Source organism: Pseudenhygromyxa sp. WMMC2535, from assembly GCF_011083025.2.
The window spans coordinates 1-21,441 of sequence record NZ_JABJWV010000013.1; the positions used below are offsets into that span (position 1 = coordinate 1).

The following is a 21,441-nucleotide window of genomic DNA, read 5'->3' on the forward strand; positions in this document are numbered from 1 at the left end:
GGTCAACCCTGCACCCGCGGTGCGCAGCGCAGGCGCACGTTCGAGCAACCCGAGCGGAAATCCCGACATGCTGGAGGGCAAGCGCGGTGGTCAGGCCTCCGGGTCCCCCGCCACGATCAGGACTGGATGATCGGACATGTCGCGGAGCCTAGTGCCTCGGTGCAGCGAGCGCGAGTCGGCGGCGCGAGAGAGCAGGACTCGGCCCCTGGCGTGGGTCCTTGGCCCCTGCTACGCCTAGCCCATGAAGCCCTCGGCCCTGCTCCCGATCACCTTGGTTTTCGCCTGCGCCTGCGTCCCGACAACGGAGAGGACGACGAGGTCGGGGAGAGCAGCGGGAGCGCCGAGGAGAGCGGCGCGACCGATACGACGACGGAGAGCACCGACACGACGGAGGAGAGCACCGAGTCGACGACGGAGAGCACCGAGTCGACGGAGGAGAGCACCGAGTCGACGGAGACCGAGAGCGAGTCGACGGGCACGGAGGCGGGCACGGAGACGGAGACGGGCACGGAGACGGAGACGGGCACGGAGACGGACACGGGCTCGACGGAGACGGACACGGGCTCGACGGAGACGGGCACGGAGACGGACACGGGCTCGACGGAGACGGGCACGGAGACGGACACGGACACGGAGTCCGACACGACGGACACGGAGACCGACACCGGCGGCTTCTCTTGTCTGTTCGCGCCCGACATCTACGAGGAGAACGACCTGCTCGGCATGGCTGCCGAGGCCGTCTGGGACGCGAACAGCTGGTGGTCGATCCGCACGAACATCGACGCCACGCTCTGCGGCGGGGACGAAGATTGGTTCTACTTCGACCTCGACGCCAACGAACTCGAGGGCGACGGCGAGTTCTTCTACTTCCTCTTCGACGTGATCGTCGACGGATCGAGCTGGTGTGGATCGAGCTGCGGGGATCCGGCGCTGCCGGACGCCCCGGAGAACACGATCGGGGTCAACATCTACTCGGCCTCGGACATGACCTTGCTGCACGAGCAGATCTCGACGAAGGGGCGTATCAACATCGACGCCAGTGGCCCCATCTATGGCGAGGACATCGTGGTCCAGGTCTTTGGTCTCCCGGAGGCGGACTTTGAATACCAAATGAGCTTCGAGGTCCGCTTCGACGCCGTCGAAGACGAGTGCGAGTGCTAGGATCCCGTTCGCTCGCTGCCAGCATGGGCTAGTGCGCGCACCAGAGGACTTGAAGGGCCCCAGGCTTGGAGCACCGGCCGCTGACTTCGTTGCTCGTCAGTCATTTGTGCCCGACAAACTCCCTCCTCGCGCCTCGTCAGCAGCCGGCGGTCCGGCGCCTGGGACCCTTCAAGTCCTCTGGCGCGCACACTAGCGCGGACACGAGTGAGCGCGGCTGCCCCGCCCGCTGCGAAAGTCAGATACAGCGGGCGGCGGCGCAGTGTGAGCCGTGGACGTCGGAAATTCTCGGGGCGCTGGAGCGTGGTGAGCTGCCTCGAGCTTTGTCATTGGAAACTACATTGATTGTGAATGGGTGGCACCTGATAGCTATATGAATGCGTGATGGCGAGGGAACATGAGCCCTGCTACGCCTAGGAGCCCGTGGTGAAACCCAACACGACACCTGGCTTGGTCTTTTCGCCGAAGGCTTTGTCGCCAAAACTTGCAGTACGCCCGGTACAGCGGCGTTTTGGCTTCGCGCCCTCGACAAAAATCCCGGCGCCAGGAGCCGCGCTGGGTTTCACCACGGACTCCTAGCGCATGAAACACTCGGTCGCTCTTCCGTTTTCTGTGGTTTTTGCTCTTGCGTGCATCCCCGGCGATGGTGGTGATGATGGCGCTGGTGGGGGGAGCGAGACGACCGAGGAGAGCGGTGCAACCGACACCACGACGGAGAGCACCGACACCTCGACGGAGAGTACGGACACCACGACGGAGACGGGGACGACGGAGAGCACGGACACCACGACGGAGACTGGGGAGGGGGAGACTGGGGAGGGGGAGACTGGGGAGGGGGAGACTGGGGAGGGGGAGACGGAGAGCGGGGAGACGGAGAGCGGGGAGACGGAGAGCGGGGAGACGGAGACGGAGAGCGGCGAGAGCACTGACAGCTCGACGGACACGGACACGGAGTCCGACACGACGGACACGGAGACCGACACGGGCGGCTCCTCTTGCCTGCTCGCGCCCGACATCCATGAGGACAACGACACCCTCGAAACAGCCGCTGTCCCTTCTTGGAACGCGAACCAGACATGGAGCATCCGCGCGCATTTCGACGCGACACTGTGTGGCGGAGACGACGACTGGTACTACTTCGATCTCGACGTCAACCAGCTCGAGGGGGACGGTGAGAGCTTCCTCTTCAAGTTCGACGTGATCGTCGATGGCTCGAGCTGGTGTGGGGCGGGCTGTGGGGAGTCGACGCTTCCGGCTGCCCCCGAGAACACTATCGGCGTGAATATCTACTCCGCCGCGGACATGACCCTGCTGCACGAGAAGGTCTCGTCGAAGGGGCGCCTCGACCTCGAAGGAGTCGGTCCGATCTACGGCCAGGACATCGTGGTCCAGATCTACGGCTTGGCGGAGGCTGATTTCGAATATCAGCTGAATTTCGAGGTTCGCTTCGACCTCATCGAAGACGAGTGCGAGTGTTAGCGCGAACATTGTAGCAGCCTCGCCGTCACGGGCGCGAACGAGCACGGCCGACCCCATGAGGGGGGGCGGGCAGGCGACGCGGGTGGGACGACATTGTGTGTCTGATTAAAAATTTGCGTGCCGCGCGCAGAATGTCATTTCATCGCGAGTCAGCGTCAACCAAGATGCTGACATGTACACATTCGATCGAGTCATTGTAATCGGCGCGAGCGTGACAGGTCTGACCCACGCCGCGGCGCTTCACCCTCTCGCGCGGCAGGTGCTCGTCTTGGAGCGCGACGAGCCACCGAACCAGGGTGGTGTGCGCCGCGCGCTCCCGCAGGCGGCGCACCTTCATCTGCTGCTGCGCGCGGGGGAAGAGGCCCTCGAGGCGCTCGTGCCCGGGACCGTGGTCGCGCTCGAGCAGGCTGGGGCGCGGAAGATAGACATGGCCGAGGACTTTCGCTGGCACACCACGGGGGGCTGGCGGCCACGCTTTCATTCGGGGTTGAGCCTGCTCATGCAAAGTCGTGCGCTCCTCGATGGTGTGCTCACAAAGCGCGTCAGGGCCCTCGAGAATGTGGATATCGAATATGGGGTAGGAGTGGAGACGCCGATCCATGACCGCGAGCGAGGTCGCGTGACTGGGGTGAGGCTCGCGGATGGTCGCAGCCTCGACGCCGACCTGGTGATCGACGCCAGCGGCCGCGGCTCACGAAGCCCGCGCTGGTGTCGCGAGTGGGGCTTCCCCGAGCCGCCCACCCAAAAGATCGAGATTGGCCTGAGCTACGCGTCCGCCGAGCTGCGCTTCGCGGCGGGGGCCGAGCCGAGCTTCGAGGCGATGCTCGTCCACCCGAGCCCGCCCTCGCTGAGCCGCGGCGGCTCGCTCTTCCACCTCGAGGGCGAGCGCTGGATGTCGACCTTCTTCGGCTACCACGGCGACGAGCCGCCGCGGGACTTCGAGGCCTGGCGCGCGTGGGCGAAGAGCTTTGCGACCAGCGATGTTCACGACGCCCTCGTCCACGCCCGGCCGGTGTCCGAGATCGCGGTCTTCAAGATCCCGCGTCAGGTCCGGCGAAGCTACGCGGGCTGCGTCCCCCGGGGCTTCGTCGTCGCGGGGGACGCGGCCTGCGGCTTCGATCCGGTGTTTGGCCAGGGCATGTCCGTGGCCGCGCTGCAGGCCGTGAGCGCGCGCGAGCACCTGCGCGGCGGGGGCTCCGTGGACGCGCTCCAGCGCGTGCTCGCCGAGGTGTCCTGGGCGCCGTGGATGATGGCCTCCACGGAGGCCCAGCGCTGGCCGCAGGTCAGCGGGTATCGGCCGCCGCTGACCAGGCCGCTGCTGTGGTTCACCGATCGCCTCTACCGTGGAGGCGCGAGGGACAGCGCGCTGCACCGCCAGCTCCTCCAGATCATGAACATGCAGCGCCCGCTGTCCTCGCTGCTCGGGCTGCGGGCCATCCCTGGGGTGGTCAGGGGGATGCTCATGGGCTGAGCCTGGTGGCCGGCGAGCTGGGCATGCGGGGTCTCGGCTGCGCGAATGACGCCTCTGGCCTCCAAAAAACTTCTACCCGCGCCAACCCAACGCGGCCGCGGTCGGATAGGGAAGGGCGGTGGCTCCTTCGACCCCATCGACCGACCCCGAGCTGGCCCCCAACGGCTGGCCGCGCGAGCGCCTCGCGGGCTTCAAGGCCGGCGAGCGCCAGGCGCTGACGGAGGTCTACCGCGCCCACGCCGAGGAGGTCGCGCTGCTCTTGCGACATGGCTTCTCCTTCGAGAGCGGCGGTCGAAGGCGGCGCTTCGTGGGCTACGGCTCGGGCTTCGAGCTCCAAGACGTGCTCCACGAGACCTTCCGGCGGGCCTTCGAGCCCGGCGCCCGGGCGGGCTACGACGGCATCCGGCCCTACGGCCCCTACGTCAAGACCATCGCCCGCAACCTGGTGCTGCGCAGCTTTCGTGATCGGGTGCGCCTGTTCTCGGTCGACGGTGAGGGTGTCGGTGGTGGGGGCGGACAGGAGAGTGGAGGCGCGCAGGTGATCGCCGACGGCGGGCCCTCGCCCGAGCGCGAGGTCCACGACCTCCAGGTCGCCGAGCTGGTCGCGCGCTTCGTGGACGGCCTCGACGAGGACGCGCGCCAGCTGATCGAGCTGCGCTTTCGCCAGGGGATGTCCCAGCGCGACGCGGCCGAGGCCCTGGGCCTGGGCCGCCAGCGCCTGCGCACCCGTGAAAAGCAGCTTCGCCGGCGCCTGCTGGACTTCTTGCGCGAGCAGGGCGAGGTCGGCCTGGTCGAGGGCGTGATCGCCAGCGTCGGCCTGCCGGTGCTCGTGGGCGAGGCCCTGCGTCTGCTCGGGGAGGTGAGCTCGTGAGCCGCGGGCGTCAGCTCGAGCGCCAGGTCGAGCGCGAGCTCATCGCGGGCCTGGGCCGCGAGCGCCGGCGGGCGCTGGTCGAGCGCCTGCGCGGCAACGCGGGCGCGCGGCGGACCTGGGACCGCGCCGCCGCGGCCCTGCGCGTCCTCGAGGCGCGCCCGGTCTCGCGCGCGGAGATCGATCAGGTCGAGCGCTGGCTCTTCGAGGACCTCGAGGACCAAGGTCAGCTCGCTGGCGAGGCCCGCGGCGCGTCGCGTCGACGTTGGCTGCGGCCGGTGATCGCCGCGCTCTCGACCGTGGCCGTGAGCGCGGCGGCCGTGGCGGTGATCGTCGGGCCTGCCGGGCTCGGCGATCGGTCCGCCAATCGGTCCGACAATCGGTCCGCCGATCGGTCCGAAGCGGGCTCGGACCCCTCGGTGAGCGCTGGCGGTGTCGCGGCGATCGTCACACAGGGCGAGCTCCAGGCCCGCGGCGGCCTCGTGTGGCCGCGCCCCCTGGCCATCGACCTCGCCTGCGGGCAGCCCTCGCGCCCCGCCAGCCAGCGCGGCTGCGGCGAGGACGAGCTGCTCGGCTTCTCGGCGCGGCTGTCGGCGAGCAAGGACCGCGCCGACGCGGACCTGCGCGACCAGGCGCTGAGCCTCTTCGGCGTCGACGAGCGCGGCGAGCTGCTCTACTACGCGCCCAACCCCGGCGGTGAGCCGAGCCTCGAGCTGGTCGCCGATCCGGGTCAGGCGCGCTGGCGAGCCCTGCCGCTGTCGATCCGCCTGGACGTGAACCATCGCCCCGGGACGCTGCGGGTGTTCGCCATTGCGACCCCCGATCCCGTGGCGCCCGCGGACGTCGAGCGCTGGGCGGAGGCTCTGCGCGAGGCCGAGCCCGCGAGCGTCGACGATCCTCCCTGGCACCTGCGCCTGCGCGCGGACGAGCTGGGCCCGGTCTGTGCCGGCCCGCGCAGCCGCTGCGCCAGCGCCGAGACCCTCTTGCACATCACCCCGAGCGAGTGAACCTGCCATGACCCCTGTGAAGCACCACCGAACCTCTGCCACTGGCAACCTCGCGCGTCGCGGCGCCCTCGCGGCGCTGCCCTGGGTGGCGGCCCTCGCCGCGGCCCTGGCCGCGCAAGTCGCCGACGCGGGCCGCGTCGAAGGCCCGGCTCGCCCTCCGAACGCGCTGGCTGAGCAGGGGCAGGCGCGCGCGGCCGACGAGCAGCCCGTGGCCCGCTTCGCGCTGATCATCGCCAACAACGAGACCCAGAGCAGCAAGCAAAAGCCGCTGCGCTTCGCCGACGACGACGGCGCGCGCATGGCCGAGCTGTGGCTCGAGCTCGGCGCCGAGGTCGAGCTGCTCACGGTCTTCGATCAGGACAGCCAGGCGCGCTTCCCCAAGCTGGTCAAGCGCGCCTCCCAGCCGACCCGGGCCAAGCTCGACGCGGCCTGGGCTCGGCTGCGCGAGGGCATGGAGGCGGCCGCGGCGGAGGGGCGCGAGGTCGAGCTGACGATCTACTACGCCGGCCACGGCGACGTCGGCCCCGACGGCCAGGGCTTCTTGACCCTCGCCGGCGGGGATCGGCTGACCCGCGCGGACCTCTTTCAGACGCTGATCGGCACCTCGCCGGCCGACCACAACCACGTGATCGTCGACGCCTGCCGCAGCGAGCAATTCGTGCTCTCGCGCGGGGAGTGGCGCGAGGATCGGGGCCCCGCCGACTACGGCGACAGCGTGCGCGAGTACCTCGACGGCAACCACCTCGGGGCGCACCCCAACACCGGGGTGATCCTCGCGCACTCGGAGGATCAGCAGACCCACGAGTGGGAGCGCTGGCAGGGCGGGGTGTTCACCCACGAACTGCTCAGCGGCCTGCGCGGCGGCGCGGATCTCAACGGCGACGGGGCCGTGGAGTACTCCGAGCTCGGAGCCTTCGTGTCGGCGGCCAACAGCGGCGTGGGGGATCCGCGAGCCCACCTCGAGGTCGCCGTGCGCCCGCCCCGGGGTGACGAGCGGGCGCCGCTGCTGATCCACGATCAGGTCGCGGATCAGCGCGTGCTGTTGCTCGCCGGCGCCGTCGCGGGGCGCTACAGCCTCGAGGACGCCCGCGGGGTGCGGATCGCCGATCTCCACCACGCCCCGCGCCAGCCGGCCTACCTGCGCCTGCCCGACGGCCCGATCTACATCTATCGCCACGGCCGTGACGGCGCCCGCGAGGCCGAGGCGGTCCTCGACGCCGGCAGCCAGGGGGTCGTCGACCTCGTCGCCCTCGACTTCCAGGCCGCGAGCGCGGGTCTCGACGCCCGCGGGCCGCTCGACGACGCCCTGCGCACGGGCCTGTTCAAGGTCGAGTACGGCCAGGGCTACTACACCGGCTACACCGACACGCAGCAGCTGCTCGCCGTCGCCGACCCGGACTGGGAGGTGCACGTGTGGCAGCGCGACCCGGAGACCGGCGAGATGATCGAGGTCACCCGCGTCGAGGGCGAAGGGCCCGCGCCGAGCGTCGAGGTCCGCGAGCCGGCCGTGCAAGACGACGATGATGACGACGATCTCGAGGAGGTCGTGATCACCGAGGTCGAGATCGAGGATGGCTGCGACTGGTGCTGGGATCGCACCTGGCTGTCCCTGGGCGTGGGCGCCGAGTTCAACCCGCTGTCGCCCTCGGGTCGCCTGCGGCACCCCGCGGATCGGGTGAGCGCCAACCAGTTCACGGGCTTCGACGAAGACGGCGTACCCTCGGCCCTGCGCGGCATCGACTTTCGCATGGGCGCGTTCTCGGGCCACCATCCCCGGGACTATCCCTTCGCCGAGGGCTACTTCCGCAGCGGCTACACGGAGGGCCACGCGACCTTCCAGCCCGAGGTGGACGAGGACGGCTACGCGATCGGCAACGCCACGCGCCTGGACTACATGAGCGTGCCGCTCTTCTTTGGCGGGAACTTCTACTTCCCGCATCGCTGGCCGGTGCGGCCCTACGGCGGCCTCGGGGCGGGGGTCGACGTGCTGCGCGTCCACTACGAGCGCTTCATGGCCGAGGACCTCGTCGACGTCAGCTTGCGCGTGGGCTTCGAGCTCCACGCTGGCGTCGACATCCGCCTGACCAACTACGTGACCTTGTTTGGCGAGGTCCGTCAGCTGTGGAGCGCCAAGCGGCGCGTGTCCAAGCTGCCCGACTTCTCCAACGAGGGCTTCACCATCGTCACGGGCATCCGCTTTGGGGTGCCCGTGGGGAGGGGAAACTCGGCGCACGCCAGGGCGTCGCACAAGCGGGTGCAGGTGGTGGAGAAGAAGACGACCCGGACGGCCACGCCGACGACACCGACGACGATCGTGGTCCCCCCGGCGAGTCGCGTGCCCTCGCCATCCATCGTCCCGGCTGCGCCTGCTCCCGCAGCGGCCGCGCCAGCGCCCGAAGCGGTCACCCCAGCGCCCGCTGCTGTCGCGCCCGCCCCCGCAGTGGTCACCCCAGCCCCGGCCGCCGTGCCGCCTGCGCCGAGCGAGCCGCCTGCGCCGAGCGAGCCGCCTGCCCCCGTCCCAGCTGCGCCCGCTGCCATCGAGGTCACACCTGCTCCCTCACCCGGCTAGGAGCCCGTGGTGGAACCCAGCGCGGCTCCTCGCGCCGGGGTTTTCGTCGAGGGCGCGAAGCCAAAACGCCGCTGTACCGGGCGTACCGCAAGTTTTGGCGACAACGCCATCGGCGAAAAGACCAAGCGAGGTGTCGTGTTGGGTTTCACCACGGGCTCCTAGACGACTTGGATCACATCCGCGAGGGCCTGATCGGTGGCCCCCGTGGGTCGATGTCACGTCCGCACATGGGACAGTGACCCAGCAAGTGAAGCAGGACCACTTGTAGCAACGCTCGGAATGCCTGGTGGTCAGCCCCGCTCGCTCGCTGTGCTTTCCGCCTCCGGGTCCTCCGGGGAAAAAATCACGCGGTGGAGCGTGAGAAAGGCGTGAGCCGCGGCGACCAGGGCGACGTGGTGGTGGAAGCCTCGCCATGTTCGTCCCTCGAAGTGGTCGAGGCCGAGCTCCCCTTTCATCTCCTGGTAGTCCCGTTCGATCCGCCAGCGAAGCTTGGCCAGGTAGACCAGCCTCTTGACCGTGGTCTTCGCGGGCAAGTTCGACAAATAAAACGCGGTTGGCTCCTTCTTCTTGTAGGACCACTCACACAGCAGCCACTGCACTTCACCCGGTGGGTGCCCTGACCGATGCCGGTGCGCGGTTCGGATGCGTAGCACCGCGAAGCGCCGCCGCTGAGGCCCGCGCGTCCCGTGGCGCCATTCGACGTGACGGAAGCGCCTGGCAGGCAAGCTCTTCGCCAGCTCTTCGACCGAGACGGGCTCGACTCCTTCGGGGAGACCACTTTGTTCGTGGCCGCCCCTGGTGCCGGGAGCTTTGGACGGAGGAGGGCTCGGGCACGTCCCTGGCGGCCATACGACCGCGTTGCCGAGATGCGCAGTACGTAGTGGAGCCCGCGTTCTTCGAGTCCCTTGCGGAATTCCGTCGAGTCGCCGTAGGCCGCGTCGGCGAGCACCGGTCGAGGCGCGAGCCCCCTTCGAGGGCGCGGTCGAGCATGCCGAGGCCGAGCTCGAGCTTCGTTTGATGGGAGAGCTCCTCGGGGACGCCTGCCTTGGTCCGGCGCCTTGGGTCGTTGGCCCAGACCTCGGGAAGAAACAAGCGCATGCCGATGCAAGCGCCGCCCGCCTCGCTGGCGAGGTGGAGGCTTGCTGCGACCTGGCAATTGTCGACGCGGCCCATCGTCCCCGAGTACTGACGCTGTACCCCGACGGAGTGCTTGCCCTTCTTGGGGAAGCCGGTGTCGTCGATGACGAAGGCGTCGAGGCCCGGGAGCTTGTCCTCGACGCGCAGGGCGAGTCGGCGAAACAGCTCCCACTCGTCCCAATCAGCGATCGTGATCGCCTGCTGGAGTCGCTGGCGGATGGCTTCGCTGTCACCGGGCGCGGCTGCGAGGCGCTGAGCGATGGGCACCATGCTCTTGCGCTCGCCATCGAGGAGAAGCCCACGCATGTAGTTGGCGAGGGCCTCGCGCCGCTCGCTGCGACCCATCTGATGAGTGATGTAGCCGAGAAACTCCTCGAGTTCGGCCCCCACCCGGGAGATTTGTTCTGGAGTCACCCCGCAGCAGATCACAGCTGGGGATCGTTGTCGATCCCCATCTGACCAAGTAGTCCTAGAGCGGCAATCAGTTTGGATTCACACCCTCAGGCACATCTGGGCGGACCCGTGGTCCTTGTCGCTTGGCGCGAGCCATCGCGCCACCGAGGCGGGGCCGAGCCTCGGGCGGCGCGTCGTTCAGCGACGGAGCTTCGAGTAGGCGTGGACGCGCGCGCGCTCGTGGGCCTCGAGCAGGTCCGCGGGCAGAGCCTGGGCAGCGTCGAGAGCCCGGAGGATCCGCCGGTTGCCGGCGACGCTGAGAGCGGACTGCTCGCGGATCGCCGCGGCGAGCTCGAGCGCGGCGGCGTCGAGGGCCGCGTTGTCGGGCAGCAGCGCCGACAAGCTCGCCTGGGCGTCGTCGATGGGCACGGCCTGGCCGGCGAGGAGCAGGCGCCGGGCGACGGTCCCACCAAAGGCGGCGTGGACCCGGGCGAGGCCGGCGGCGTGATAGACGACGCCGAGGCGCCCCGCTGGCAGGCGCAAGCGCGCGCCGGCGCGGGCCAGGCGGAGGTCACAGGCAGCGACCAACTCGACGCCAGCGCCGATCACGTAGCCGTTGATCACGGCCACGAAGGTGGCGTCGGCGGCCTGCATGGCCGAGGTCGCGGCGATCAGCGCCTGGTCCGGGGGCCCGTCGCCGCGGGCGAGCTGCTCGTCGAGGGCGCTGAGGTCGAAGCCCGCCGAGAAGGCGTCCTCGCCGGCGCCGCGCAGGAGCACGACCTCGCCCGAGAGGGTGGCGCTGCGCTCGACGATCCAGGCGAAGACCGCCGGGTGGATGGCGTTTCGTCGGGCCTGGTTGTCGAGCACCCAGCGCAGCACGCCCTCGCTGGGGTGCTCTTCGCGGAGCCCGGGCGGTGTCGGAGGTGTAGTGGTCATGGCCGCGGCAGGTTGGCTTTCACCACGGGCTGCTAGAGGGGCGCCTGGAGGACCAGGCCGCTGTCGTGCTTGGACTTTTGGTCCGCCTTCTCGGCGTCCTTGGGCAAGGCGGCGTCGACCTCTCCAGCGAGCACGGCGGCGCGGGCTTCCTCGAGCTCCTTGGCGGCCGGAGAGTTGGGGTCTTGCATGATCCGCTTGCGCAGGGCGTAGGCGCGGGCGCGGTTCTCTTCGCGGGAGAGCGTGGAGGGGTCGGCGGCGATCAGCCGCTCTTCTTCCGCGGTCAGCGGCCCGGCGGGCTTGCGCGGGCGCAGGGCCGCGGGCGGGGGCGGCGGGATGTCGCCTTCCTCGGCAGGAGAGACCTCGCTCGACGCGGATGCGTCGGCTTGGCGGTGATCGTCGGCGCGCTCGGGCGGGGGGACGCATGCGAAGAGCGCGGCCGCCATGCAGGCAGCCGCGCAAGACAGGAGCACTCGCGGTGCGTTCATCCCCGAAGACTAGAGCACTGGCTGCTCCGAATCCATATCTGCGCTCAGGCCTCGTCTTTGGCGGGGAGCGCTCCCTTCACGCTGGCGAGGCCCTTGCGCAGCGCGAGAACCAGCGAGATCGGGAACCACAGGGTAAAGGCGACCTGGAGCAGCCCGAGCACGGGGCTGACCTCGAAGAACACGAAGATCGAGCTGTTGCGGGCGTTGTGCTCGAAGGTCCAGGCGAGGGCGTGGGCATAGCCGACGAGCACGCCGAGGCCGCAAAACGAGACCCACAGGCCGCTGGCGATCGTGACCGGGAGGGCGACGCTGCGCACGGCCATGAGCCCGAGCACCAGCACCGTCCAGGCCAACCAGGCGAGGGCGACGGGGTGGAAGGCGTGGACGTCGAAGCCGTTGATGACGTTGGCGATGAGGATGTAGGCCGCAAACCAGGCGGAGAACTCGGCGAGGAGGCGGGAGAGGTGGATCACGCGCAGCTGCGCGGGGCCCTCGCCGGAGGGCACGCGGAGCATGAGCAGAATGGCCAGGGGGAGGGCGAGGATCGCCAGGCCCGCGTACTGGATCTCACCCGTGCCGCCATTGGCGAGTGGCGAGAGCGCGACGCTGGTCAGGGCGATGAAGGTCAGCGCGCCGGCCAGGGCCTCGCCCGCGCGAAGCAGCGGGCCCTCGCGGTCCTCTAGCTTGCGCGAGAGGGCCGTGAGCAGCAGCCAGCCCACGACGCCGCAGCCGACCGCGTTGGCGAAGGCGGCGGAGAACATGGCCGTGGCGTAGCTCGAGAGCTCGACCCAGGTGGCCCCAAACAGACCCGTGAGGCCGATGTGGGGCAAGAGCGCCGCGAGCGTCCGGGTCTCTCGCCCGGTCTCGACGGCCAGGCTCACACCGAGGCTCCAGGTGATCAACGCGAGGATCATCAGGCCCAGGGCGATGATCCCCGGGGAGCGCCGGCGGCCGAGGAGCTGCCCGAGCAGCTGCGTGCCGAACACCAGCGTGGCCATGGTCGCGGCGAGGGCGGCGAGGGTGGCGAGGGCGAAGAGAGGGAAGCCGGCGATCACGGCGCCGAGGACATAGAGCAGGACCTGCGGCGCGGCGAAGATCCCCACGACACACAGCGGACCCGCGGCCAGGCCCAAGGCGATCTCGCGCGGGCTCAGGGCGGTCCCGAGCAGCGGCGCGAGCGTGTTCTCGCTGCGCTCCTGGGCCTGCTGCATGGCGACGAGGATCGGCGCGAACACGGTGCCCATGGCCAGGAGCAGCAGGCCGGCGAGGGCGCCAGCGAGCAGCATGGCCTCGCGCAGACCCAGGGGAGAGCGGTAGTACTCGACGGAGGGGACGCCGCCCTTGGCGAGGATGGTGTCGAGCAGCGCTCGCCGCGTGGGGTCGGTCCACACGCGATCGTGGGGGACGTAGCGAGCGGGATCGGGGACCTCCAGGTAGGAGGTGCCTGGCGAGGACGCGAGCAGGGCCTGGACCTCTTCGCGCTTGGCCGCCTGCTCGGGGGTGTGAACCTCGGCGTTGGCGAACATGTAGAGCACCGCGTTGCCCTCGGATTTGAGCTGGAGGGCCTGCTCTCGGTAGTAGTCGATCGCGCGGGGGTCGTCGCTCGGGTCGACCCTGTCGGAGAGCTGCTGGGTGGCGGTTTGGAGCGCCCGGTACTCGATCTCGCTGTTGGCGAAGAGCACGAACTCCTGGTGTTCGCGGTCGTATGTGGGGGACTCGAGCCCCATTTCGACGCGTATGTCTCGCTCGAAGTCGCCATCACCGAGGGCGATCCACAGCCCAAAGATCATGGTCAGGCACGCGAGCACCAGGCTGAGGACCGTGTAGCGTCGCGCCCGACCGCCGCGCAGCGATCGGGTCACAAAGGGCAGGGCGAAGGCGGGGAGCTTGCTGAGGAGCTTGTTCATGGGGCCGGTCCAGTCTGGAGGGCGGGAGGTCGCGCGGAGCGTGCTCGGAGAGGAGACGGATGACGCGGGCGAAGGTTCAGGCTCAGGGCGGGGGCTGCGGGGGCTCAGGGCGGGAGCTGCGGGGGCTCAGTTGACCTGGTCCTCGGAGATGCGATCGTACACGTCCTCGAGGCGCGAGCGCACGCGGCTACAGGTCACGGGGCGGACGCCGGCGGTGACGAGCTCGGCGAGGATCTCGGCCATGAGCGCCTCGCCGCCGCGGACCTGGAGTCGGATCTGTTGCAAGCTGGCGTCGCTGTGCTCGATCAGCGCGGGCTTGTGGGCCAAGAGCGCGAGGGCCTGGTCGAAGCCCGAGTGCAAACGCAGCTCGTAGACGTAGCGGCTGACCTCGTGGCTGTCGATGATGCCCTCGACGGGGCCGGCGACGACCAGCTTGCCGCGCTGGATGATCGCCACCTCGTCGCACAGGTCGTCGAGCTCGCGTAGGATGTGGGAGGAGATCACGACGGTCACGCCCGTGGCTCGGATCCGCTCGATGATCCGCCGCAGGTCGCTGCGCCCCCGGGGGTCGAGGCCGTCGGCGGGCTCGTCGAGGATCAGCAGCCCCGGCTTGTGGAGCAGGCAGCGGGCGATGAGCACGCGCTGGCGCATGCCCTTGGACAGGGCGCCGCACTCGGTGTCGCGCTTGCCGACCAGGTCGAAGGTCTCGATGGTCTCGTCGATGGCCTGCTCGAGCGCCGCGGCGGGCATGCGGTGGCACTGGCCGAACATGCGCAGGTACTCGGCCGGGCTCATCTGCTTGTAGAGCGGGTTGCCGTCGCCCAGGAAGCCGATGCGCCTGCGGGCGGCGAGCGGGTCTTGGCTGAAGTCCTCGCCGTCGAGGCGGACCGCGCCCTCGGTCGGGGACATGGTGGTCGCCATCATCCGCAGGGTCGTCGACTTGCCGGCGCCGTTTGGGCCGATCAGCCCATAGATGCTGCCGCTGGGGATGGTGAGGTCCAGGTTGCGGACGGCCCAGCTGTCGCCGTCATAGGTCTTGCCGACGTCTTTGAGTTCGACCTGCACGGGCCCGCTAACGTTGACATGTTTGATCGCCTTGCACCGCCCGAAGTGCGCATCAAAAATTGTGCCGAACCCAGGAAATGGTGGCGTTTTCGTGCAGGGCGACCCGCGTCGCCGAAGTGGTGGCAGCCGGACCCGCTTGGGCGTAAGCTGCATTGCGGTGGCTTCAGGGGCTCTTCGACTCGCCCGAACCTTGGTCGGGATGGCTGCGCTGGCGCTGACGGCGGGCGCCGCCTCGGGCTGCGGCACCGCGCGCGATCTCGGGGGAGTTCACGTCGTCGAGGGCGCCCGCGGGCGGGCCTTCGACCCCGCCAAGGTCGCCGAGCGTTCCGCCGGCGCGGTCGGCGTGGTGGTGACCAACGAGGGTCGTGGCCTGGGCTTCGTGGTCGATCCCCATGGCTACATGATCACCAACCGCCACGTGATCGAGGACGCCGACCACGTCGAGATGGTCAGCTTCCCCGGGCTGGACTCGGCCCCCGAGTACACCAGCGTCGACGTCGTCTACATCGACCCCGTCCGCGACCTCGCGCTGCTGCACATCCGCAGCGACGAGCCGCTCCCGCACATCGAGCTGGCCACGGGGCAGCGGGTGCCGGTGAGCGACTACGTGGCGGAGCGCGACGACGTGGTCCTGCTCGAGCGCCAGGTCGACCCGGCCGAGGCCGCCGAGCTCGACGAAGATCCCGGCTTGCTCGCCCACCTCGGCCGAGTCGAGCGCCTCGAGGTCTACAACCCCTCGATGGGGCCCGGCCCCTACCTGGGCGTCACGGCCCAGGTCGAGCGCGGCCAGAGCGGCGGCCCGGTCCTCGATCGCTGGGGGCGAGCGGTGGGGGTGGTCACCTGGACCTGGCGCGGCCAAAAGGGCGGCTTTGCCATCCCGATCTCCGAGGCCGCGCGCATGCTCGAGGAGCGCCCGCGCCTCGACAGCGACGTCAACCAGCGCGCCCGCGCGGAGGACCGCGTGCGCAGCTACCTCGCCGCCCTGGGCACCGGCTCCGACGAGGAGCTGCGCCGGCTGACCTCGCCCAGCCTCGCCCGCGAGGTCCGCGGGCGCACCGTCGAGGTCCTGCTCGAGCGCAGCACCGAGCACTCGATCCTCCAGGGCTTCTTGGCGGCGATCGACGAGCTCGTGCGCGACGCCGCCGGCGAGCGGGTCGATCCCTTCCCCAAGTTCGAGCGCATGGTTGCCCACACGGGCAGCCGGGAATTCATGCGAGAGCTCGGGGTCGAGGGGACCATGTCCGAGGACGCGGTCGAGACCTTCTTCTTCGCCGTCGGCAGCTCCTACCTCGCGGCGCGGTGGTTCGGCGAGCTCGAGCGCTACGACGCGCTGATGGTCGCCTACCAGCGCGTCCACAGCCTGGACGTGGCGCGCTCCATGGTCCTGGTCGACACCATCGAGTCGCTCGCGGGCGTCCGCGCCGAGGTCGAGGACGTCGAGCTGATCCCCGGCCTCTATGCGCCCCAGGCCGTCGCCGCCGTGGACATTGGTGGCGGCCGCAAGGTCGCCGTTCAGATGCGCCTGGAGTGGGGTGACTGGTATGTCAGCGAGGTCCAGCTGATGTCCAAGGGCCAGCGAGAGCGGCCGGGCGTGGGCTCGGGGCGGATGCGTTCGGTCGGGGTCCAGTCGAACCCTGGCTAGACTTCTGCATCGTGCACTGATGGCATTCGGTGAATGAAAACAATCACCGAATCGCCTTGACCTAGCTGTATAGTCTTCGCGTTTTGGAGCGCGTAGTCATCTTTGGTAAGGGGGGTATCGGAAAGTCGACGATCTCCTGCGGCATCTCTGCGAGCCTCGCGGCCGCCGGCAAGCGGGTCTTGCATGTGGGCTGCGACCCCAAGCACGACTCCACGGCCGCGCTGCTCCGCGGCAAGCTGGTCGACCCCGTGGTCGATCGCATCGAGCGGGTCCGGGGCGTGGCCGCCGAGGACATCGTGGTGCGCTCCCCCTTGGGGGTCGACTGCGTCGAGGCGGGTGGCCCGGCGGCGGGGGTCGGCTGCGGCGGTCGAGGCATCACGCGGATGCTCGAGATCTTCGGTGAGGCCGGCCTGCTCGACGAGGCGCGCTACGACATCGCGCTCTACGACGTGCTCGGCGACGTGGTCTGCGGCGGGTTCGCGGCGCCGCTGCGTCGGGGGATCGGCGAGAAGGTGGTGATCGTCACCTCCGAGGAGCTGATGGCCCTCTACGCGGCCAACAACATCGCCCGAGCCGTGGTCCACTACGCGCAAAACGGCATCGCCTTGGCCGGGCTGGTCGTCAACCTCAAGGATCCGCAGGCCGATCGCCAGGTCGTCGAGCGCTTCGCCGCGCGCTTGAACACCCAGGTGCTGGCGTGGATCCCCCGCGACCCGCTGATCCGCGAGGCCGAGTTCGCGCGCACGACCGTGGTCGAGGCCTTCCCCGGCGCCCCGATCTCCCGCGCGCTGCAGGGCCTCGCCGAGCAGCTCTTCGACGAGCGGGTCGACGATCGTCCCTTGCCCACGCCGATGAGCGAGCAGGAGTTTCACGTCGCCGCGCGGGCGCGCTTTCGCGGCGAGCGAGAGGCGGCCGCGGCGGCCGAGCTCGAGGCCGAGCAGCGTCAGGCCGACGCCGTGCTCGCGCCGGTGGCTCTGGTCTCGCCCGCGTCCTTGGCTCGCAACGGCAAGGGTGGGGGGCAGGAGCAGGGCAGGGACGGGCCGCAGCCATCGGCGCAGGCAAAGCGCGGCGGGCAGCACCCGGGCGAGGGCAGCGAGCGCGGGGCTCGTGGGCGCGGGGCGGGGCAGGGGCGCGGCCCCGCAGGCGCGGACCATGACGTGGGTCGAGACGCGGATCGAGGCGCTGGCCAAGGTCGAGACCCGCGGACCGAGGCGCTCTTCGCCGAGCTGCGCGGAGAGCTGCCGAGCAACCCCGAGTCGGTCTACGAGCAGCACGAGGTCCGCCTGTCTCGGCCCGGCCTGGCCGCGGGCGTCGAGGCCACGCGCCGCTTCGAGCAGGCCTTTGGCCTGGTCGGCAAGCTGCGCAGCCTCAAGCGCACGGACGACGGGACCGTCGAGTTCGTCGCGGAGGTCGACGAGCGCGGCAGCTTGGCCTGCGGGGTGCTCGGCCCGCCCGGGGTCCCGGCCTGGCGCGAGGGCAAGAGCTTCACCGCGAGCTACCGCGGCAAGGCCCTCGACCCGGTGATCGCCAGGGCGCTGGCGCGCTTCATGGCGCGCTACGACGGCGTGCCCTTCGAGCAGATCCTCGATCAGATCCGCCCCGAGGCCGGCGACGAGCACATGCTGGCCAACGACTACCAAGAGTCGCTCTTCTACGCCTTCGCGCCCGCTTCGGGCTGGCGGCGCTTCTTCGAGGGCACGGAGCTCTACCGCGGGACATGCAGCGCGCGCCAGGGCAAGGTCGCGATCGTCGATCACACGGATATCGAGTGCTTCTTCCACGCGCCGATCAGCGAGGACTGGCTGCCCTCGTTCTTCAATACGCCGGCCTGCGCGGACGAAGACAGGGTCGCGCACGTCGAGGGGCGGGCGCGGATGCTGTTCACCGACATCGGCGACGTCGACGTGATCAAGGGGGCCGACAGGCTCGTCGACGAGGCCCTCGAGCTGCTCGCCGAGCTGCCCGAGAGCGAGCGCCCGGACTCGGTCGTCGTCCAGGGCGGCTGCCTGCCCGAGGTCACGGGCGACGATCTCGAGGCCTCGGCCGCGCGCACCCGCGGCAAGCTGCGCCTGCCCGTGTTGGCCGTGGGCCAGCACAACGATCCGAGCGCAAAGGCCCTGGGCGAGGGCTTCGCGGGCCGGGAGATCTCGAGCAGCCGCCCCCTCGACGCGACCGGGGTCGTGCTCATGGGCATGCCGGCCTTCATCGGCCGCGACGAGCTGGTCGCGCTGCTCGAGGCCGCGGGGATCTCGGTGCTCGCCACGGTGCTCCCAGAGATGGACGAAGACAGCATCGACCAGCTGTGCCGCGCCGGGCTGCTGGTCGAGTATCCCTGGGAGCGCTACGAGGTCCCGATGGCGCGGATCGGCGAGCGCCTGGTCCCAGCTCGTCGCGTGCGCCCGCCTGCGCCCTTCGGCCTCGAGGGCAGCCGGCGGTGGTTGATGACGATCGCGCGGGCGCTCGGCCGGGGCGCGCAGATGGCCGAGGTGCTCGAGCCGGTCGAGGCCGGCCTGCGCGAGCGCTGGTCCGCGCTCCAGGCCCGGGCCAGGCGGATTCGCGTGGGCTTCGTGATCGAGCACGCCCACTGGCGCTCGGTGCTCAGCGCCCGCCGCAGCCTGGGGGTGCCGCTGCTCGAGATCCTCGGTGAGATGGGCTTTGGCGTCGACGTGCTGGCCTACGCCGGCACGCGCTCCAAGCCGCCGCCGGAGGAGCGCTACGACGAGCTGCGGATCCGCTGGTATCGGGACGTCGACGAGCTCGACGCCCTGCTCGGGGCGGGCGAGGTCGCGGCCTGGTACTCGGAGATGCACTACGACCGCCGGCTGACGCGCAAGGGCTGCAACACCTTCTCCATGCGCGCGCTGAACATGGGCCCCCGCGGCGCGCTGAACAGCCTCGAGGCCATGCTCGACGCCGTCGAGCTGCCTTTCTATCGCAGCTACGCGCGCTTTTTGGGCTCGGCCTTCCTCGAGGCCGGCGATCGGGGGGCGCGATGATCGACGGTGGACGCTCGCGCGGGGACGCCCGCGCGCTCACGGAGCTCGCCAACTTGCACGCGCTCGGCCTGGATCCGGCGCTCTTCGAGCCGCGCCGGGAGGACCGCTTCGATCTTCCCTACCGCTTCCCCTACCAGCTCGGGCTGTTCATGGCGGTCAACGCCATCCCCGGCTGCTTCGTCGTCATCGACGGCCCGGACTGCATCTATCGCAAGGCCGAGTGGATCCACGGTCGCCACGATCTGCGCTCGACCCTGCTCGACGCAGGCGGGCGGCACCGGGTCGTGTCGACGCTGATGCACTCGGGCGAGGTCATCAAGTCCGAGGGCGAGGCCGTGGTCAAGCGCCTGCGCCGTGTCGCGCAGCTGCCCGAGGCCGAGCTCGCCCTGGTCTGCAGCATGCCGCACGTGCAGATCATCGGCACGCAGTACGACGCGCTCATCGCCAGCGTCGAGGGCGAGCTCCCGCTGCCGATCTACGAGGTCCCGAGCCGCTCGCTCGAGTCCGACTGGCTCGGCGGCTACGCCGAGGTGCTCTCGACCCTGGCCCGCCGCCTGGCGCCGCCGCCCGAAGCCGAGGGCCTGGTCGAGGACGAGGTCGCGATCATCGGGCTGCTCATGGACCGCACGGAGGCCGACCACCTCGGCAACGTCGCCGAGCTCGAGCGTCTGGTCGCGGACGTGGGCCTGCGGCCGGTCTCGACCTGGCTCAGCGATCGGCCGCTGGCCCACCTGCGCCGGGCGCTGACCGCCCGCTATCTGCTCGCGCTCCCCCACGGCGTCGACGCGGCGCGGCTCCTGGCGCGGCGGAGCGGGGCCACGGTGATCGAGGTCGAGCAGCCCTTTGGCCTGCAGGCGACGGCGCGGATGTTGATGGCGCTGGGCGAGGCGAGCGGCCGCGAGCGGGCCGCCCGGGCGGTGATCGAGCGCGAGCTTCGGGCGATCGTGCCGCGCTTCGAGTGGCTGATCCCCAGCTTCCTGGCGCGGAAGCGGGTCGCCTTCTCGGGCGATCCGACCCTCTTCGACGGGCTGCTCGAGGGCCTCGGCGAGCTCGGCATGCGGCCGCTGCACCTCAGCGCCCCGGCCCTGCGCCCCGAGTACGGCGTTCGCCTCGACAGCGACTACCCACCGACGCCGCCGGTGCTCTTCGCGCCCGGGCAGAGCGTCGTCAGGCGACAGCTCGAGGGGATCTGCGCCTCGCTCGGCCTCGACCTGATCATTGGCGGTCACGAGCTGCCGGTGCCCAAGGACACCGACCCTTGGCAGGGTAGCGAGCGAGAGAAGATCGGGCGGCTGCACTTTGGCTTCCCCAATTTCTTTTGCCACGCCATCCACGACAGCCCCTTTTTGGGCTTCCAGGGCTGGGCCTGGTTCATCCAGGAGATCGCCAGGACGATCGGCACGCGCTGACGGCTCGTTACTCTGGCCCGGCGCGCAGGGAGCTGGGCTCGACGAGGGCGTGGACGCTGCGCCCGAGGTTGACGAGGGTCGCCACCGCCACGGCCAGGGCGAAGACGATCGCGGCCGGCCGGCGCGATCGCAGCGGCTCGAGGTAGGCCGCGAGGCCGGCGGCGAGCAGGCCGACCATCCCGGCGAGGCGCCGCGCACCAAAGGCGTCGCCGCCGTCGACGTCGCGGACACAGGCCATCAGCAGGATCATCGCCGCGAACACGAGGGCGCCGCGGCGGGCCCGGAGGTCGCCACGCCAGGCCGCCCAGGCGAGGCCGAGCAGGGCGAGCCCGGCGATCCCTGTCCAGCTGATCAGCCCGTGGACGCCAAAGAGCACGCGCAGGAGATCGAGGTGGAGCTCGCCGAGGTCGAAGAAGCCCAGGTCCCAGCGCACGGCCCCGCGGACGCTGCCGGGGTGGGCCCAGGCCAGCCAGATCTGAGGGGCGAGGCCCAGGCAGGCGAAGGCGCAGAGGATCCCCAGACGCCGGGCCGCCCGGCTGGGGCGCGCGCTCGTGGGTCGGCGCAGGGCCGCGAGCAGCTCGGCCACCGGCCACAGCAGCCACAGCAGGTTTTGTAGGCGCATGAGCACCGCACAGGTGAGCAGGGGGCCGACGCGGCTCGCAGTGAGCTCCGCGCCAGGGCCGTCGCGCTCGGCGAAGCAGGCCGCGCTCAGCCATGCACAGGCCAGCGCGTCTGGGGCGTGAGCGTAGCCGGCGCGACCGAGGGCGTAGTAGGGGACGACGAAGGCGAAGAGGGTGGCCGCGGCCACGAGTTCGGCGAGGGCTGGCCTGCTGGCGCGCCGCTGCGCTCGACGACGCGGACGCAGGCCAGCCAGCTTGGCCCGATGCTGGCGGCGGCGAGCAGCAGGCGCAGGCGGGCT

At 70.4% G+C, this 21,441-nt stretch carries 15 protein-coding genes and 1 pseudogene; 9 read left to right on the forward strand and 7 right to left on the reverse strand.

Features of this window, described 5'->3' with window-relative positions; translation table 11 throughout:
* The first annotated feature begins 159 nt into the window (after nt 1-159).
* The 6 genes from G6O69_RS38115 to G6O69_RS38140 all read left to right on the forward strand — a co-directional run bounded on the left by G6O69_RS38115 (nt 160) and on the right by G6O69_RS38140 (nt 8,552).
* Complete coding sequence (locus G6O69_RS38115; RefSeq protein WP_176397362.1) at nt 160-1,161, forward strand: hypothetical protein; 1,002 nt, start codon at nt 160-162, stop codon at nt 1,159-1,161.
* A gap of 609 nt (nt 1,162-1,770) precedes the next feature.
* Complete coding sequence (locus G6O69_RS38120; protein WP_176397100.1) at nt 1,771-2,637, forward strand: hypothetical protein; 867 nt, start codon at nt 1,771-1,773, stop codon at nt 2,635-2,637.
* Between the two features lie 172 nt (nt 2,638-2,809).
* Entirely contained in the window at nt 2,810-4,108 is a 1,299-nt protein-coding gene (locus G6O69_RS38125; RefSeq protein ID WP_255215882.1) for an FAD-dependent monooxygenase, read from the forward strand.
* A gap of 118 nt (nt 4,109-4,226) precedes the next feature.
* Nucleotides 4,227-4,979, forward strand: a complete 753-nt coding sequence (locus tag G6O69_RS38130) for a sigma-70 family RNA polymerase sigma factor (protein WP_172306254.1) — start codon at nt 4,227-4,229, stop codon at nt 4,977-4,979.
* Nucleotides 4,976-5,983, forward strand: a complete 1,008-nt coding sequence (locus G6O69_RS38135) for a hypothetical protein (RefSeq protein WP_172306255.1) — start codon at nt 4,976-4,978, stop codon at nt 5,981-5,983. Before G6O69_RS38130 ends, G6O69_RS38135 begins: the two co-directional genes overlap by 4 nt.
* A gap of 7 nt (nt 5,984-5,990) precedes the next feature.
* A complete protein-coding gene (locus G6O69_RS38140; protein WP_172306256.1) occupies nt 5,991-8,552 on the forward strand; it encodes a caspase family protein in 2,562 nt (853 codons plus the stop codon).
* A gap of 290 nt (nt 8,553-8,842) precedes the next feature.
* Here the strand turns inward: G6O69_RS38140 and G6O69_RS38145 are convergent, their stop codons facing one another.
* From G6O69_RS38145 to G6O69_RS38170, 6 genes are all read right to left on the reverse strand, one after another.
* Nucleotides 8,843-9,205: a transposase gene (locus G6O69_RS38145; RefSeq protein WP_176397363.1), complete on the reverse strand. Its 363-nt coding sequence runs from the start codon at nt 9,203-9,205 to the stop codon at nt 8,843-8,845.
* Complete coding sequence (locus G6O69_RS42620; RefSeq protein WP_346017170.1) at nt 9,153-10,103, reverse strand: transposase; 951 nt, start codon at nt 10,101-10,103, stop codon at nt 9,153-9,155. The genes G6O69_RS38145 and G6O69_RS42620 overlap by 53 nt, the downstream gene beginning before the upstream one ends.
* A 177-nt stretch (nt 10,104-10,280) precedes the next feature.
* Nucleotides 10,281-11,018, reverse strand: coding sequence for an enoyl-CoA hydratase/isomerase family protein (locus G6O69_RS38155; protein ID WP_172306257.1), 738 nt, complete (start codon nt 11,016-11,018; stop codon nt 10,281-10,283).
* Between the two features lie 32 nt (nt 11,019-11,050).
* Nucleotides 11,051-11,503: a hypothetical protein gene (locus G6O69_RS38160; protein ID WP_172306258.1), complete on the reverse strand. Its 453-nt coding sequence runs from the start codon at nt 11,501-11,503 to the stop codon at nt 11,051-11,053.
* Nucleotides 11,504-11,547: 44 nt separating this feature from the next.
* Entirely contained in the window at nt 11,548-13,410 is a 1,863-nt protein-coding gene (locus tag G6O69_RS38165) for a hypothetical protein (RefSeq protein WP_172306259.1), read from the reverse strand.
* 126 nt (nt 13,411-13,536) lie between these two features.
* Nucleotides 13,537-14,475: an ABC transporter ATP-binding protein gene (locus tag G6O69_RS38170; RefSeq protein ID WP_172306260.1), complete on the reverse strand. Its 939-nt coding sequence runs from the start codon at nt 14,473-14,475 to the stop codon at nt 13,537-13,539.
* A 199-nt stretch (nt 14,476-14,674) separates the two neighbouring features.
* On the opposite strand from G6O69_RS38170, the gene G6O69_RS38175 reads away from it, so the two are divergent.
* The 3 genes from G6O69_RS38175 to G6O69_RS38185 all read left to right on the forward strand — a co-directional run bounded on the left by G6O69_RS38175 (nt 14,675) and on the right by G6O69_RS38185 (nt 20,522).
* The gene (locus tag G6O69_RS38175) at nt 14,675-16,117 is read left to right on the forward strand and encodes a trypsin-like peptidase domain-containing protein (RefSeq protein ID WP_172306261.1); all 1,443 of its coding nucleotides are present in this window, start codon (nt 14,675-14,677) and stop codon (nt 16,115-16,117) included.
* Nucleotides 16,118-16,200: 83 nt separating this feature from the next.
* Complete coding sequence (locus G6O69_RS38180; protein WP_172306262.1) at nt 16,201-19,113, forward strand: nitrogenase component 1; 2,913 nt, start codon at nt 16,201-16,203, stop codon at nt 19,111-19,113.
* Complete coding sequence (locus G6O69_RS38185; RefSeq protein WP_172306263.1) at nt 19,110-20,522, forward strand: nitrogenase component 1; 1,413 nt, start codon at nt 19,110-19,112, stop codon at nt 20,520-20,522. The genes G6O69_RS38180 and G6O69_RS38185 overlap by 4 nt, the downstream gene beginning before the upstream one ends.
* 7 nt (nt 20,523-20,529) lie before the next feature.
* On the opposite strand, the pseudogene G6O69_RS38190 reads toward G6O69_RS38185, so the two are convergent.
* Nucleotides 20,530-21,441 (reverse strand): annotated as a pseudogene (locus G6O69_RS38190) (hypothetical protein); the annotation flags it as partial.